Source organism: Shewanella sp. 125m-1, assembly GCF_052977065.1.
In genome coordinates this window covers 13,992-30,748 of the sequence record NZ_JBRILT010000030.1, presented here as the reverse complement: position 1 = coordinate 30,748, position 16,757 = coordinate 13,992, and the positions used below count along the sequence as shown (strand labels likewise).

Here is a 16,757-nt window from a genome sequence, read left to right as displayed (position 1 = left end):
ATGAGCGAATACATTAAGAATGTACCGGTAGACTGTATGGTTGGCGGCGTACCTTCGAGAGGATTAAAGAAACTCAATTCTACTGAGCAATCGCTGTAGCTAATGGGCCAGCATTGGCAATGCTATGCCGTAAAGGTTGCAACCTGACGAGTTAGCCAGTAAATAGAAAGTAAAAAGGCATCCATTAGGATTAATGCTATTCGGATAAGCCTATATCCCGCGATTCGATTAAAGGCTTACAATGAAAGAACCCAGCTTTCACTGGGTTCTTTGCTTTTAAACGTTTTAGAATATTAGCTAATTTCTCATTTTACGCTTAAACGATCGGCATTGATCCGTTAGGCTGCCTTTTTAGGTTGAACGAATATGTTTATTTGTTCAACTTCATTTCTTCAGCGTGTACTTGAGCGTTAAAGCCAGGAGCGACTTTACCCGCTTGAGTATTGTTGAAGATTTCTTCGTTAAATTCATTTTCAGACTTGGCAATCACCACTGTCGCGACTGTATCGCCAGTGACGTTAACCGCAGTACGGACCATATCAAGCAATCTATCCACACCAATAATCAATGCGATACCTTCAACAGGAAGGCCTACTTGGTTTAGTACCATAGCAAGCATGATTAGACCCACACCAGGCACACCAGCAGTACCGATAGAGGCAAGGGTTGCTGTTACCACAACCATAGCGTAATCGGTGATGGTTAGCTCGATACCAAATACTTGAGCAATAAAGACGGTTGCAACACCTTGCATAATTGCGGTGCCATCCATGTTAATGGTCGCACCTAGTGGCAAGGTGAAAGAGGCAATCTTATTGTCAACGCCCATACGGTGCTCTGCAGTCTCAATCGTCACAGGCAATGTGGCATTTGAACTTGCCGTACTGAAGGCAAATAGCTGTACGTCGCGGATTTTACGGATAAAGGTGAATGGATTAAGTCCCGAGAATACTTTAAGCAACACAGGGTAAACAACAAACGCATGGATAAGTAATACGCCAAGCACTACGAAGAAGTATTTAACCACGCTACCAAAGGTTTCCATGCCCAGTGTTAGAGCAAGTTTTGCCATCAAGGCAAACACACCATATGGAGCAAGCTGCATGATTAGCGTAACAACACGCATGATCACTTCGTTAAGGTCGTTAAACAGCGCTGCAACACGTGCGCCACGCTCGCCAATATGCGAGATAGCAAAACCGAAGATCACCGCAAATATGATGATCTGCAGCATATTACCTTCACTCATTGCATGCAGTGGGTTAGTGGGGACAAGGTTAATCAGTACATCTGAAAGGCTTGGTGCCTGTTTGACATCAAACTGCATGCCTTCAGTGACCATACTGGCGTTACCTGGGTGGACTGCAATAGCCACTAAAATGGCCATTGAAAGTGCAATCGCAGTGGTAAACAAGTAAAACGCGATGGTTTTGCCACCGAGTCGACCCACTTTAGAAGGCTCACTCAGTGAACAAGTACCACAGACTAATGAAACAAAAACAAGAGGAACAACAAGCATTTTTAAGCTTGAGATAAAGATGGTACCGATTACATTGAGCACACCCTCTGTGATGTACTCTTTGACAAAGTCACTCTCTGGAAACAGATTGCGTAATAACAGCCCGAGAATAATACCGGTAAACATACCGATAATAATTTTACTCGTTAAGCCGAGTTTTTTGGTTTTCGTAGCAGACATAGTGCTTCCTGTATAATTTTTATGCTTTTCAATTTGCGTCATAAAGCCTAGCAAGAAAGTGTCACCGAGGAAATGGGGTAAAAGTTAAGTTTTGCAGGGTTCTTGCAAATAAATAGATGTTTATTGTGGAAAAGTTATGGGAAAATTGTGTAATGTGAGTAGCTAGGTAGCTTGATAGTTATCAAAAATAATAATCTGAGTAACAGGGAGTCTGACAATGAAGTCAGCTTATAGCATTTTTATTGCTTTTATATGGTCGTTTATTCTCGTTGGTTGTAGTGGTGGAGGTAGTATTTCTGAAGATGAAGATGGTGGAACTACTCCTGACCCAACTGCAATTTCAATAGAGTTAAACACGACAAATTCGCTTATATCGGTTGCAGAAAATGCGACAATTACTGCAAAGGTGACCGATTCCAATGGGGCTCCTGTAAGTACATTGGTTTCATTTTCATTAAATAATGCAACCTATGGTGTTTTTACCCCTGGAACTGGTGAGGTTTCCACTGACTCTGAAGGTATAGCATCAATAGACCTTAGGGCTGGCTCCATAAATACTGGAGCGACGGTTACAGCGTCAATTTCTTCGGGAGAGTCTGAAACGTTGCAGGTTACCATGATTGGTGATGGAACAGCTATTGAGCCTTTTGAATTATCGTTAACTGTCGTTGACTCAACTAAACAAGAGCTTCGAGAGATATCACAATCTACTCCAGGTACAGTAATAGTTACTCTTACTCAAGAAGATAAGCCTGTAAAGTTCTCAGTTATTGAATTTACTATCGAAGGCGAAGGAATTATTAATCCATCTTCAGGAACTGCACTTACTAATTCAAGTGGTGAAGCTCGAATAGATATTATTTCGGGAACTGTAAAAGGTGCAGGTAAAGTTATCGCAAAGTACAAGTCTAATGATGATATTGTAAGTGATAATTATAGTTATAGCGTTATCGGCGATGCTCCTGGTGGGGACGGCGAAGAGAACACAATAGCAATATCACTTACTGATAATATTTCAGGCAATCAAACGAGTGGTATTAGCTCAGAGAACCCTGGTCGTATCAATATTACTTTGACTGACAAAGATGGCGCACCAATTAAAGGGAAAGTCGTTAGATTCGCTAGTACATTAGGAATATTTTTACCCAATATTGGTACAGCATTAACTGATAACTTAGGCTCGGCATCGATTATCTTGTCAGCTGGTAGCATTGAAGGGGCTGGAGAAGTAACTGCTTCATATGGCGATACTTTTGCAGTGATAGGCTTTCAAACAGCGGGTGATGAGATAGATCCAGTTGAAGCCAGTCCTGAGATTAGTTTCAATATCTACAATTGTAATGGTATTACTGCTTGGGATAAAACGCTTAAAAACTTCGAAGTTTGTGTGGTTACAGACAATATCAATAATGATAACCCAGGGATCATTGGTGCTACAGTCACTCGTTCTGGTACTACACAGGCATTACAACAAGTACTAGTCACAGCTGCGACGACTTTAGGTGGTGTAAGCCCTGCATCAGGTACAGCAATCACGAATGCCGATGGTAAGGCTGTTTTAGACCTATATGCAAATGGTGATGTTGGTGCTGGTGAGTTAACACTTAAAGTAAAAGATATTATTAGTACGAAAGCATTTGAAATCGGACGAGTTGATATCAGTCTTGATGTTTCTACATATGTAGGTAGTGGAGTGCTACCTGCTGGCGGCTCAACAGTCATTGAGGTTAAAGTTAAAAATTCAAGTGGGAAGTTAGAAACGAGTCAACCCTTCACTCTTGAACTTACTTCACAATGTATGGCAGCAGGTAGAGCTGTTATAGATTCTCCTGTAGTAACAAATGCAGGCAAAGGCTTTGCTACTTATAGAAGTATTAATTGTGAAGGTACGGATACTGTTACTGTGTCAGCTATTACAGGTGCTTCGAGTGTAAGTGCAACTTCAGATATATCTGTAAACCCAGTAAGCGTTGGTGCCATAGAGTTTGTAAGTGCTATTCCATCAGAGCTTGCTATAAAAGTATCAGGTGGTTTAAGTGGTGCAGGCTCTCGTTCAGAAACATCAAAAGTGTCTTTTAGATTATTAAATGAAGTGGGCCAAGCTGCAGGTTCTGAACTTGTTTGTTTTGAACTATCAACAGACGTTGGAGGGATTACTTTATCTCCATCTCCATCAGCGGTAGATTATATTAAATGCGCAAATTTCCCTAAACCAGGTGAGCCAGAGTATCCAACTAACATCAGCGCACTAAATAAATACGCAGTTGCTTACTCCGATGCAAATGGCGACATTAGTGTCACTGTGAATTCTGGTACTATAGCTACACCAGTGAAAGTTTTTGCAGTTTGGCAAGACCGTGAAAATACTGACTCGCCAATAGTTGCCAATGTATCAGATGGGTTAACTGTGACAACAGGATTAGCTGATTACAATAGCTTTAGCTTATCTTCGACAGTATTGAACCTTGAAGGTTGGGAGCATGATGGCGAAACTACCTCTATTACTATCCGTTCTTCTGATCACTCAAATAATCCAGTTCCAGCGGGAACATCAATTGTGTTTACTACTGAAGGTGGAGATATCGGTGGTAACTGTCTTACTGTAGATAAAACTGGTACGTGTTCTGTCGGTTGGGAGAGTCAAAACCCTCGCCCATTTGAAGGAGTGACAGTTACTTGTCCAGCAGAATTTAATGGTTCTTCAATTCCACCATGTATTGGAACCACTTTAGCTGGATATTTGAATGGAACTGAATCAATTATTCCTGAACCTCGTCCAGGACGCTCAACAGTAACCGCTTATGCGATTGGTGAAGAAAGTTTTGTTGATTTAAATGGTAACGGTCAGTATGACTTTGGCGAGCCTTGGACTGATATCAGTGAAGCCTTTACTGATGATAACGAAGATGACGTTTACCGTGGTAGTCCTGTACCAGTAGGAGCTGTTGAAGAGGAGTTTATTGACTATAACAATGATGGAACATTCTCTGATAAAGATGGCTTTTATACGGGTATTTTGTGTGCGGCAACTTCTGCTTCAAATTGCACACAAACCGGGATAGATAATGCTCAGGCGCAATTAAACGTATTTAGAAATATGACGTTAGTGATGTCTGGCTCTACACCATACGGACGTTTGGTTGATATTGATGATGCTGGAAATATAACTCCTGTGTCTGAAATTGATTTAACGATACAAATGGTAGATGATGATAATGACCCAGGCACTCCAGATGTTGATGTAGGTCTATCTTCTAAAACGGTGTATCTATTCGTATCAGATTTAAACAATAATACCTTGTCAAATGGCACCACCATTTCCGCGGAGACTGATAATGGCGTATTAGCTAGTTCAACTCAGGCATACACTATCGGCAATAATAGTTCCAATAAACCGTTGCTTTATCAGTTTACTCTCGGGAGAGAAGGGACACCTAACCAAAAAACCTCTGGGTTACTTTCAATTACGGTACAGACTAAGTATGGGGATCCGGTTATTTATTCAGTTAATGTTAAAGATAATGGTTAATCACTAATGTGAGTTAATAAAACAAAAATGCCGCTTCTTAGCGGCATTTTTTATGGAGCAAAATCATCTAGTCATTATTTACCTCTGGAACTGGTACACACTGCCTAGCTTCATGATTTGGGTTAGCTCATCAAGGGCTGTGCGGGACTCAATGATAAGCTGCGGATCGGCTAAGTCTTCAACGAGTAAGCGGTCACGATAATGCTTATCAACCCACTGATTTAAGCGTGTGAATAATCCATCGTTCATCAAGGTGTGCTGGTTTACTGCGGCAACTTCGTCTTGATTCATGGCAACACGAAGGCGTAAACAGGCTGGGCCACCGCCATTTTGCATGCTCTGCTTAACGTCAAAGTAAAGCACTTGCTTAATCGGCGTATCAAGAGTGACAAGTTCGTTAAGGTAAGCGAAAACCGCTGGGTTCTCTTGACAGTTAGTTGGCGCAATAATTGCCATTTCACCTGAAGGTAAGGTAACGACTTGGGTATTGAACAGATAACTCTTTACGGCATCTTGAATAGCAACCTTTGAGGTTGGTACTTCAACAAAGTGCAGCGCAGAGTCACCAAATTTGCGCTTAATCTCAGTGAGCTTTTGCTGAGTATTTAAAAACGCCTGCTCATGGTAGAACAACACGTTTTGGTTGCCGACGGCAATCACATCGTTGTGAAATACACCTTGGTCAATCACATCCGGGTTTTGCTGAATATAAACTGTGCCATCATCATCTAATTGGTGTAGGCGGGCGACAGCTTGCGACGCTTCTAGTGTTTGACGAGCGGGGAATTTTTGTGGCCTAGGTGCTGATGGGTTCGTGGCTTCTTGACCATAAACAAATAACTCTACACCAGCATGTCCGTACTCATGGCAAAGACGAGTATGGTTAGCAGCCCCTTCATCACCAAAGCTGGCATGTTCTGGCAGATGTTGGTGATGTTTGAAATAACGGCTATCGTTAAACGTAGCTTGGAGTATATTGCCCGTTGTAATGGGTTCAATGCTGCGGTGAAGCTTGTCGACAAGGTTCGCAGGGGTGAAATGGAGTTTACCGTCGTGTGTGTCTGCGCTTGGAGAGACTGTGGCGGCATTAGCGGTCCACATACTTGATGCACTGCAGCAAGCTCGTAGTAGCGCTGGGGCGTCTTTTGCCGCTTTAGAGAGGATCGCTGCATCTGTGCCTGTAAAACCGATTCTACGAAGCGTGTGTAGGTCTGGGCGTTCTTGAGGTGCAAGCATTCCTTGAACTAAACCGAGATCAGCGAGGGCCTTTGCTTTTTTGAGCCCTTGCTTCGCGGCATCTTTTGGGCTTGAGGTTGCAGCGGCGTTATTTAATGAGGCGACGTTACCAAATGATAAACCAGCGTAATTATGCGTTGGCCCAACGAGTCCGTCGAAATTCGCTTCAAAATGCTTCATTCTTTATCCTTAAGGGTATCTCAGGTTGTAATATCTTTTCTGAGTTGTAATTATTGTGGTCAGTATACTGAAGCGTGAGTACCACACAAGCGAACGATAATTGACAAAAATACTGAATTTGAATCGAAATGCACAACTAATACTTGCTTGATGACTAATAATGAAATATTAGTTTTTAAATACGCACTAATTTTTTTCACATTTATTTCAAAAACGGTTAAAAATTGATACTCCAGTACAAATAAAAGAGGGATTAGCTTGAAACTCTGTACACAACCCTCTATATATGGAGCCAAATTTCCGATTTTTGAGACTCGTTGGCGCAAAGTAATCTATGGGTAAATCGCTAGTAATCGTCGAATCACCGGCCAAAGCCAAGACTATTAATAAATATCTAGGCAAAGATTTCATCGTTAAGTCGAGTGTAGGTCACATCCGTGATCTGCCTACATCATCGAGTTCAGACGCTAAAGTTGTCAGTAAGACAGCAGCTGAAGTTAAGAAGATGTCTCCAGAGGAGAAGGCTGAGTATAAGAGCTTAAAAGCGAAGCAAGCATTAGTTGCGCGCATGGGGGTAGACCCGGAAAAAGGCTGGAAAGCCAATTATCAAACCTTACCCGGCAAAGAAAAAGTCGTTAAGGAACTTCAAACTCTGGCAGCGTCTGCTGACCACATCTATCTCGCAACCGATTTGGATAGAGAGGGAGAGGCAATTGCTTGGCATCTACAGCAAGTAATCGGTGGTGATGAGTCTCGCTATCAACGCGTGGTATTTAACGAAATTACCAAGTCAGCGATTCAAGATGCATTTAGCCAACCATCAGTGCTTGATACCAATATGGTCAATGCACAGCAAGCACGTCGATTCTTAGACCGTGTTGTTGGTTTTATGGCATCACCACTATTGTGGAAAAAAGTGGCACGTGGTTTATCTGCTGGCCGTGTACAGTCTGTGGCTGTTCGCCTAGTGGTTGAGCGTGAAAGCGAAATTAAAGCATTTGTGCCAGAAGAGTTTTGGGACGTGCATGCTGAGCTAAATACTTTGACGGACGACTTGTTGAAAATGCAGGTAGTCAAGTTCCAAGGTAAAGCATTTAGCCCAGTGAATGAAACCCAAGCACAAACTGCGGTTAGTCAGCTGTCTCAGTCAAGCTTTGTGGTGGCAGCTCGTGAAGATAGAGCTACATCAAGTAAGCCGTCTGCGCCATATATTACTTCAACGTTACAACAAGCTGCGAGTACGCGTTTAGGTTATGGCGTTAAGAAGACCATGATGATGGCTCAACGTTTGTATGAAGCGGGCCATATTACTTATATGCGTACCGACTCTACAAATTTAAGCCAAGAAGCGTTAGAGAATGTGCGCGACATGATTGGTAAAGAATATGGCGATAAGTATCTGCCAGAATCTCCAATTCGTTATGGTAGCAAAGAAGGCGCTCAAGAGGCTCACGAAGCGATTCGTCCTTCAAATGTAAAAGTTAGCGCGGCATCTTTGTCTGACATGGAGCGAGACGCTCAGCGCCTTTACGAGCTTATTTGGCGTCAGTTTGTGTCTTGTCAGATGACTCCTGCAAAATACGATGCCACTCGTTTGACCGTTAAAGCCGGTGAATATGAGCTAAAAGCGACGGGTCGTACTTTGCGTTTTGATGGTTGGACTCGTGTTCAAACTGCTGTCAAAAAGAAAAACGAAGAAGATAACACCTTGCCATACGTGGCAGAAGGCGATGCTGTTAAGCTTAAAGAGTTACTGCCTAAGCAGCACTTCACTAAACCAGCAGCACGTTTCAGTGAAGCTTCTCTTGTTAAAGAGTTAGAAAAGCGCGGTATTGGTCGTCCATCAACCTACGCAACGATTATTTCAACCATTCAAGACCGTGGTTATGTGAAAGTTGAAAACCGTCGTTTCTACGCTGAGAAGATGGGTGAAATTGTTAGTGACAGTTTAGTCGGTAGCTTTGAAGATCTGATGAGCTATGATTTCACTGCAAGCATGGAGCAAACATTAGATGATGTCGCTCAAGGTAAGCTTGAGTGGAAAAAAGTCCTTGATGGTTTTTATAAAGACTTCACTAAACAGCTAGAGCTTGCTGAATTGCCACCAGAAGAGGGCGGTATGCGCCCGAACGAAATGGTGATCACTGACGACATTAAGTGTCCGACTTGTGGTCGTCCTATGGGCATTCGTACCGGTACAACGGGCGTGTTCTTAGGCTGTTCAGGTTACGCATTACCACCAAAAGAGCGTTGTAAGACGACCTTGAACTTAACGCCAGGCGAAGAAGCGATAAGTGAAGGTGGTGAAGATGCTGAAACGGAAGCGCTGCGTGCTAAACATCGTTGTGGTATTTGTGGTACAGCCATGGATAGCTACTTAATCGATGAAAAGCGTAAGCTACATGTGTGTGGTAACAACCCTACGTGTGAAGGTTACGAAGTCGAAGCGGGTCAGTTTAAGATCAAAGGTTACGAAGGTCCGATTATCGAGTGCGATCGCTGTGGCAACGATATGGAGCTTAAAAACGGTCGTTTTGGTAAGTACTTTGGTTGTACTAATTCTGAGTGTAAGAATACCCGTAAACTGCTCAAGAGCGGCGAAGCGGCGCCGCCTAAAGAAGATCCTATTCACTTACCAGAGCTTAAATGTACTAAGTCGGATGCATACTTTGTATTGAGAGACGGTGCAGCAGGTATTTTCCTGGCTGCGAGTACCTTCCCTAAATCACGAGAGACACGTGGTCCGTTAGTGGAAGAGCTGATTAAGTATCGTGAGCTACTATGGCCTAAGTATCAGTATCTAGCCGATGCGCCTGTGGCAGATGATGACGGTAACTTAGCATCAGTGCGCTTTAGTCGTAAGACCAAAGAGCAGTATGTCGCAACAGATGTTGATGGTAAGGCTACAGGCTGGTCATCTAAGTTTGTTGATGGCAAGTGGGTTACAGAGGCAAAAGCTAAGCCTAAGCCTAAGGCCAAAGCTAAACCAAAAGCTAAGGCCAAAGCTAAACCAAAAGCTAAGGCGAAAAAAGCTGAGTAATTTGTTTTATAAGCCGTAAAAAAGCCCCGTATTATCGGGGCTTTTTTGTATTTATAGATTATATGCTTACAGGTTAATGATGCTGTTGCCATCAGTTAACGGCCGCTATCATCCCATTCAAAAATGCTTAGCTTTACCACTTCTTCTTCGGTTGGAACAACACATCAATATCATCGTCATCACCTTTGGCTTTACTGGCTACCGGGTGAGCGATTTTCTGAGCGCCAGTGATCTCCTCAAGCATGGCTTTAGCTTCTTCAACTTTACGGGCAATAAACGGGTCATTGGGAGTTTGTGCCTTGATCGTATGCAAGGTAGCGAGTGCCTTTGTCACCATTTGCTTAGCTGAACCATATTGCTTCATAAAACAAGCTGCACGGCCTCTTCCAAGCATGGAGTCGACGTTAATGCGTAGTTGCAAGCTATCGATTCGGATCTCTTCTTGGCTGAAAACGCTAGGCTCAACTTTTCCCTTGCTGTGTTCGGCTCGAAGAATCGCTTTCATCTTCTTTAGAGTCTGTACCAGAGTGAGTATTTGCCTATCATTATCAGGTAAGCGAAATAGCTCAATAGCTGGGGCGGTTTTTGGGCTGGTTTGCAGCGCCTGTACCTGAGTACGAACATCGATAAGACGACGCTCATAATCGTTACTTTGGTTTGCGGCAAGGGGAAGCGCAGTAGACAAGGCGTCTTCGACTCTTCGATAAAGGACTAAGAGAATACCTGAAGAGCAGGGGATAAGGCCTGTATTAGATAAAACTTCTTCAGTTTCATCTATCACTGCACGTTGACGAGCAAGCTCTATGCGCCTTTCAGCTTCAACACGGGCTTTTTGTTGCTGAATGATGCTAATACCTATTACTAGAAGTAATAGAGCGCCGAGCAAAACCAAGACTGAAGCAAATATCATACTGAAACCAATAAATTTACAATTCGGTTAATGCTACTATAAATCAACATTCTAGGGTAGTAATCTTCATCATGGTTTCTATATAAGTCCTTCGCAGAGATCGACAATTATGGTATATTCCATTTGATTTAATTATTGCGTTGTACTATAACCAATAATTATAGTAAATGCGTCATTACTTATTTACTAGACAGGTACTGAGCCTGCCCATTGGAAGGATAAAAGATGAAGTTGCAGCAACTTAGATATATTGCAGAGGTCGTAAATCACAATCTCAATGTTTCTGCTACAGCGGAAAATCTGTACACATCTCAGCCCGGTATAAGTAAACAGGTACGAATGCTTGAAGATGAGCTTGGGATCCAGATTTTTGGCCGTAGCGGCAAACACCTCACTCATGTGACTCCTGCGGGACTACAGGTGATAAACATTGCTAATGATATTCTTGGCAAGGTTGAAAGCATCAAGAAAGTGGCAGAAGAGTACACTAAGCCAGATCAAGGTGAGCTGAATATTGCCACTACAGATACGCAAGCGCGTTATGCGCTGCCGCATATCATTCAAGGTTTTATTGACCGCTATCCAAAAGTTAATTTGCATATGCATCAAGGTACGCCGTCACAGATAAGCGAGTTGGCCGCTAGAGGCGACGCTGATTTCGCTATCGCGACAGAAGCTATGCATCTGTACAGTGATTTAATCATGCTGCCTTGCTATCACTGGAATCGCTCTATTGTGGTGAAGCGTGATCACCCTCTGGCGTCCAGAAGCAATATTAGCATTGAAGATCTTGCGCGTTTTCCGCTGGTCACCTACGTGTTTGGGTTTGACCGCGCATCTGAAATCGAAAAATCGTTTAACCGCGCCGGACTTGAACCTAGAGTTGTATTTAGTGCCACGAGTGCCGATGTACTTAAAACCTACGTCAGACTGGGTCTTGGTGTCGGCGTGATTGCTTCAATGGCAATTGATGAGCATATGGATAAAGATCTTGTCGCCATCGATGCAAGTCATCTGTTTGCCCATAGCACGACAAAGATTGGCTTTAGAAAAGGTAATTTCTTACGTACTTATATGTATGATTTTATCGAGCATTTTGCGCCGCATTTGACTCGAACCGTTGTAGAACAAGCGGTAGCGTTAAGAGATGCGCAGCAGATAGAAGCGATGTTCAAAGATATTGAGCTTCCAGTTCGCTAATAATACGTTCGCTAACCAATAAAAAAACCTCGCTTAAAGCGAGGTTTTTTGTTTTTAGACGCACAGCGATTAAGCCATACAAAAAGCCGTGATTAACACTCTACAATATTAACCGCTAGACCGCCTTTAGCAGTTTCTTTGTATTTGCTGCGCATATCTTTACCGGTATCCATCATGGTCTTAATCACTTTATCGAGTGATACCTTATGGTTACCGTCGCCGCGCATCGCCATGCGAGAGGCGTTAATCGCTTTAACTGCACCCATGGCATTACGCTCAATACAAGGTACTTGTACAAGGCCGCCAACGGGATCGCAGGTTAGCCCTAGGTTATGCTCCATACCTATTTCAGCGGCGTTCTCAACATGTTCTACAGTGCCGCCCATGATTTCTGTCAGTGCAGCTGCAGCCATTGAGCAAGCTACGCCAACCTCACCCTGACAGCCGACTTCAGCGCCAGAGATCGACGCATTCTTCTTATACAGAATACCAATCGCTGCGGCAGTAAGTAGGTAGCGTGAACAAACATCTCTGTCAACTTCTTGCACAAACATGTCGTAATAACAGAGTACAGCCGGAATGATCCCCGCTGCGCCATTGGTGGGAGCGGTGACAACACGATCGCCAGCGGCATTTTGCTCGTTAACAGAAAGTGCAAATAGGTCTACCCAATCCATCGCTGTGAGTGGGTCAACACAGTTTTTCCCTTCCGCTTTTAAACGACGGTAAAGTGAAGGTGCACGGCGTCTCAGCTTTAGCCCTCCAGGCAGTATGCCTTCTTTATGGTAGCCACGCTCGACACAGGTCTTCATGGTTTCCCAAATTTGCCATAATTGCTCATGAATATCGTCAGCATCGGCAATGCTCAGTTCATTGGCCATCATGAGTGATGAAATGCTAAAGCCATTTTCGGTGCAAAGGGCTAATAATTGCTGCGCAGAGTTAAAGTCAAATGGGGCTGCTTTGATAGGCGCGGCAGGTGATGCATCTTGGGCTTTAATTTCATCTTCATCGAGAATAAAACCGCCGCCTACAGAGTAGTAAGTACGCTCATAAATACATTTGCCTTCTTTATATGCATATAAAGTCATAGCATTGGCGTGAGCGGGGAGGCTCTTGCGTCTATGATAAGTTATGCCGTTTGCACGTGTAAAAATGACATTACGACCTGAGGCAAGGAGTAAGTGTTCATTGTCACTGACTTGCTCTAAGATGGCATCGATTCGGTCGGTATCGACCGTATCAGGGGCTTCACCCATAAGGCCTAAAATCACTGCTTTACCGGTACCGTGACCCTTACCCGTTTGACCTAAAGAGCCGAACAGCTCAGAACGTAACTCATCAACGCTGTCGAGTAACCCTAATGTTTGCAGTTGTTCGATAAATATATTGCCGGCTTTCATTGGGCCCACAGTATGAGAACTTGACGGCCCGATGCCGATTTTGAACATGTCGAATACACTAATCATGCTAAACCTTTATTGCTCTAGTCGTTATAATAATTACCAATTCGCTAAGATAGAACTGAATGGAGGAATGACTCTATTCTTGATATATTTCATTTATTCAGCGTGTAGAAACGATGCTTGATGTTAATCTTAGTTGCTTGAATTCATTGGTGCGAAAAAGTATCCCATACTTTAGCTTTTTCTCTACCATTAGTTTTTTTGTATGCAATTTTTAAACATTAGATAAACTAATTGTACATTGTTAACAATATTTTCATTTTTTAGTCTGTCACTTTTATTAATAATTGTTGTTTAACAGTCATTTATTGGGAATTTTGTTATGTGCTTAAGGCTAGGGCTATTACAGACCTACTTAAGCTTTAGCGTCATCGGGATTAAAATTTAGAGGGTTATATGAGTTATTTGATGTTAGATATCGAGTCCACAGAGCTAAGTGCTGCTGAATTAGCACAATTAGCGCATCCTATGATAGGTGGATTGATTCTATTTAGTCGTAATTATGTCGACCGTGCCCAGTTAGTTACGCTTATTCAATCAATTCGAGCTGTACGCCCTGACATTGTTATCGCTGTCGATCATGAGGGCGGGCGAGTGCAGCGTTTTCGTGAAGGTTTTACTGTTCTACCTGCAATGGGGGATATTTTACCCGCGGCCAAAGGCGATATGGCACAAGCTAAAGCGTGGGCTACGGAGCTAGGTTATCTCATGGCCATTGAATTGTTAGCCGTTGATATCGATTTGAGCTTTGCACCGGTACTGGATTTGAACGGGGTGAGCCAAGTGATCGGCACTCGAAGCTTTAGCCCTAATAAGGCTGAGGTGGTCGAACTTGCGGGGGCCTTTATTGATGGTATGGAGCAAGCGGGTATGTGCGCGGTAGGAAAACATTTTCCTGGCCATGGCAGCGTCGAAGCCGACTCTCATATTGCTAAGCCAGTTGATGAGCGCACCAAAGATGAGATTTTTGCTAATGACATGCAGCCATTTAAGGCGTTAATCGGAAAGAATCGATTACAAGGCATTATGCCAGCGCATGTTATTTATTCTAAAGTGGATAGCCAGCCTGCGGGCTTCTCTTCATTTTGGTTACAAGGTGTCTTGCGCCAGCAGTTAACCTTCAACGGGGTGATTTTCTCTGATGATCTCGGGATGAAGGGCGCCGCAGTCGCAGGCGGATACACGGCAAGGGCACAGGCTGCAATTGATGCGGGCTGCAACATGATTTTAGTCTGTAACGATAGCGATGGCGCGACAGAGGTACTTAAAGGTGTTCAGTGGCCGAGTGATGATAAGGGGTTAAGTGCTAATTTATTAAAACCTAACGCTAAACAAGTCGCTAAAGCGCTTGAAGATCATGAGCGCTGGGAGCACGCTAAGTCTATTGCTAAAAGTTTGATTTAGCGCAACACAAAGGTAACCATTGCTTGATAGGTTGGCTAACATTAATGATGAATAAATTATTTTGGGGGATACAATGATCCTTTATCTTCATGGGTTTGATGCTACAAGCCCAGGTAATCATGACAAGATGCGTCAACTGCAATTTATTGACGATGATGTACGTTTAGTCAGTTATAGCACCCAGCATCCCAAAAACGATATGCAGCATTTACTGAATGAAGTGAGTAAACAAATCGCATCGTCTGATGATGAGTCACCGTTAATTATTGGTGTTGGTTTAGGCGGATATTGGGCTGAGCGGATTGGTTTTCTAAATGGGGTTAAGTCGGTACTCATTAATCCAAACCTAATGCCTCAAGAGAACATGGTCGGCAATATTGATAGGCCTGAAGAGTACAGCGATATCGCTAATAAGTGTGTGAAGGATTTTCGCGGTTTAAACGCGGGTAAGTCACTGTGTATTTTAGCAAGGCAAGATGAGGTTAACGACAATTCACAAGTCGAGTCGACGCTAAAGGATTATTACGCTATTGCGTGGGATGAAGAGCAGCGGCATAAATTCGTATCACTGGCTGGACAGCTAAACCGAATTAAAGAGTTTAAAGGCCTACTTTAGGCTAGTTTTAGGGTTAGGATCGAAGTCCAATAAAACCACTTATAGCAAGCTTGCTATAAGTGGTTTTTTATGGGTATTTTTTGCCCAATGCAGGGCTTTGGGTTATCTTATTGATAAGTTAAATCCTTGATTAACCCAATCAGTATAAAGAGTTCAGTACAAAGATTTTAACGCCCATCTAAGGAATAGACTATGAAGCGTGTCATGATTAACGTGAAGGGAAAGGTGCAAGGGGTTTCCTATCGACAAAGTACACTGGTGCAGGCCAACGCGCTTGGCGTGACTGGATACGTGAGTAACCTTAGTGATGGTTCGGTGCAGATCTTAGCCCAAGGTGGCTACCCTGCCGTCGACAAACTGATTAGCTGGTGCCACATAGGGGCACCCATGTCACGAGTCTCTGAGGTTATTGTCGAAGAGGATGAGGCAGATGAGATCTACCTCGACTTTTCAATTATTCAGCTTTAAAAAGTGGATAGAGGCATTGCAGCAGTGTCTGTGCTCGTTTCTACGACACTAGCAGTAGGTTGCTCCATTTTTCTTATCTGAATGATCATGCCCATTTTGGGGTGGTCAAAGTAATGCACCTCGTCACTGCGTACCCTGCGGTTTTGTAGCATAGGGATAGAGTAAAGGTAAGGTGTTGTTACCTCTTGAGGCGTTGTTGCTGCTATTCCTGCTTCTATTTCATTAGCCGATGCGCGGAGTTCATTTTTAGCCACTAAAACGGTTTTGCTGCCTGGCTCGCGTAATCTAAAATCAGTTTCGATAAACAGATAGTGCTGTAGATAGATATTAATGGTGCCGTCAAATTTCCATACGGGTTTGTTTGCATCGGCAGTAAATTGTGACCCCATAAAGTCGAAGTTGCCAAACTCAGAGGCTGCCCCCGATGCTTTAATTGGCTGCCCGCTGAACTCATACTCTTCAGAATAGTCATGTCCAGAGTAAAGTCTTACTGGTACGGCGCGATTACGCGGTAGCATTGATTGCTGCCAAGTCATGTGTAACAGGCTGTGGGTGCCTTTTTCGCGAGAAATTGTCGCCATAATATCGCTAAATTGACTTTGGCTTTGAGCTAATAGCACTGCGCCATCACCTAAATGTGCCACAGCAGGCTTTGCTGCTGCTATCTGCATCGGCACATCGGCCAAGGCTTTATGGTTTGCGCTGCTCATTTGTTCATTGCAGTTTACGCTGTCGGTGGCCCAATCAGTCGACGAACAGCCATTAAGCCCCATACTCACAGCAGTTAAGTCTGTACTGACCATCGGCGTGATAAAGTCGACTGTTTTGCGGCTACGTGTTTCAGTGGCTTTTGTTGGCCACTGCTCTACGCTGGGTAAATCGCGTTCGAAGATATAGACTTCGACCTCAAACCAGCGCTCTTCTGCAGCAAATACACTTGCGGGTAGGCTGGATAAGAGGCTAACAGCTAAAGCTACGCTTAGCTTGTTTTTAGATAGTCCTAACACGA

Annotated in this window: 11 protein-coding genes; 6 read left to right on the top strand and 5 right to left on the bottom strand. The window is 43.5% G+C overall.

Features of this window, described 5'->3' with window-relative positions; genetic code table 11:
• Nucleotides 1-370: 370 nt before the first annotated feature.
• Nucleotides 371-1,699 (bottom strand): dicarboxylate/amino acid:cation symporter, encoded by a 1,329-nt coding sequence (locus tag ACVBIK_RS13560; protein ID WP_447169903.1) that lies wholly within the window; start codon nucleotides 1,697-1,699, stop codon nucleotides 371-373.
• Between the two features lie 217 nt (nucleotides 1,700-1,916).
• On the opposite strand from ACVBIK_RS13560, the gene ACVBIK_RS13555 reads away from it, so the two are divergent.
• The gene (locus tag ACVBIK_RS13555; protein WP_447162077.1) at nucleotides 1,917-5,228 is read left to right on the top strand and encodes an invasin; all 3,312 of its coding nucleotides are present in this window, start codon (nucleotides 1,917-1,919) and stop codon (nucleotides 5,226-5,228) included.
• A 78-nt stretch (nucleotides 5,229-5,306) separates the two neighbouring features.
• On the opposite strand, the gene astB is transcribed toward ACVBIK_RS13555, so the two are convergent.
• Nucleotides 5,307-6,644: an N-succinylarginine dihydrolase gene (gene astB / locus ACVBIK_RS13550; protein WP_447162076.1), complete on the bottom strand. Its 1,338-nt coding sequence runs from the start codon at nucleotides 6,642-6,644 to the stop codon at nucleotides 5,307-5,309.
• Between the two features lie 334 nt (nucleotides 6,645-6,978).
• Between astB and topA the strand changes: the two genes are divergently transcribed.
• A complete protein-coding gene (gene topA, locus ACVBIK_RS13545) occupies nucleotides 6,979-9,684 on the top strand; it encodes a type I DNA topoisomerase (protein ID WP_447169902.1) in 2,706 nt (901 codons plus the stop codon).
• A 133-nt stretch (nucleotides 9,685-9,817) separates the two neighbouring features.
• Here the strand turns inward: topA and ACVBIK_RS13540 are convergent, their stop codons facing one another.
• The gene (locus ACVBIK_RS13540; protein ID WP_447162619.1) at nucleotides 9,818-10,594 is read right to left on the bottom strand and encodes a hypothetical protein; all 777 of its coding nucleotides are present in this window, start codon (nucleotides 10,592-10,594) and stop codon (nucleotides 9,818-9,820) included.
• Between the two features lie 225 nt (nucleotides 10,595-10,819).
• On the opposite strand from ACVBIK_RS13540, the gene cysB reads away from it, so the two are divergent.
• The gene (gene cysB / locus ACVBIK_RS13535) at nucleotides 10,820-11,794 is read left to right on the top strand and encodes an HTH-type transcriptional regulator CysB (protein ID WP_447162620.1); all 975 of its coding nucleotides are present in this window, start codon (nucleotides 10,820-10,822) and stop codon (nucleotides 11,792-11,794) included.
• A 92-nt stretch (nucleotides 11,795-11,886) separates the two neighbouring features.
• Here the strand turns inward: cysB and ACVBIK_RS13530 are convergent, their stop codons facing one another.
• Nucleotides 11,887-13,263, bottom strand: coding sequence for an L-serine ammonia-lyase (locus ACVBIK_RS13530; protein WP_447162621.1), 1,377 nt, complete (start codon nucleotides 13,261-13,263; stop codon nucleotides 11,887-11,889).
• 393 nt (nucleotides 13,264-13,656) lie between these two features.
• Between ACVBIK_RS13530 and nagZ the strand changes: the two genes are divergently transcribed.
• From nagZ to ACVBIK_RS13515, 3 genes are all read left to right on the top strand, one after another.
• Nucleotides 13,657-14,664, top strand: coding sequence for a beta-N-acetylhexosaminidase (gene nagZ / locus ACVBIK_RS13525; RefSeq protein ID WP_447169901.1), 1,008 nt, complete (start codon nucleotides 13,657-13,659; stop codon nucleotides 14,662-14,664).
• A gap of 73 nt (nucleotides 14,665-14,737) precedes the next feature.
• Entirely contained in the window at nucleotides 14,738-15,280 is a 543-nt protein-coding gene (ycfP, locus tag ACVBIK_RS13520) for an alpha/beta hydrolase YcfP (RefSeq protein WP_447169900.1), read from the top strand.
• Between the two features lie 192 nt (nucleotides 15,281-15,472).
• On the top strand, nucleotides 15,473-15,748 hold the full coding sequence (locus tag ACVBIK_RS13515) for an acylphosphatase (RefSeq protein ID WP_447162624.1): 276 nt from the start codon (nucleotides 15,473-15,475) through the stop codon (nucleotides 15,746-15,748).
• Here ACVBIK_RS13515 and ACVBIK_RS13510 read toward each other — a convergent pair.
• Nucleotides 15,745-16,755, bottom strand: coding sequence for a peptidoglycan binding protein CsiV (locus ACVBIK_RS13510; protein ID WP_447169899.1), 1,011 nt, complete (start codon nucleotides 16,753-16,755; stop codon nucleotides 15,745-15,747). The genes ACVBIK_RS13515 and ACVBIK_RS13510 overlap by 4 nt on opposite strands.
• Nucleotides 16,756-16,757 lie beyond the last annotated feature (2 nt).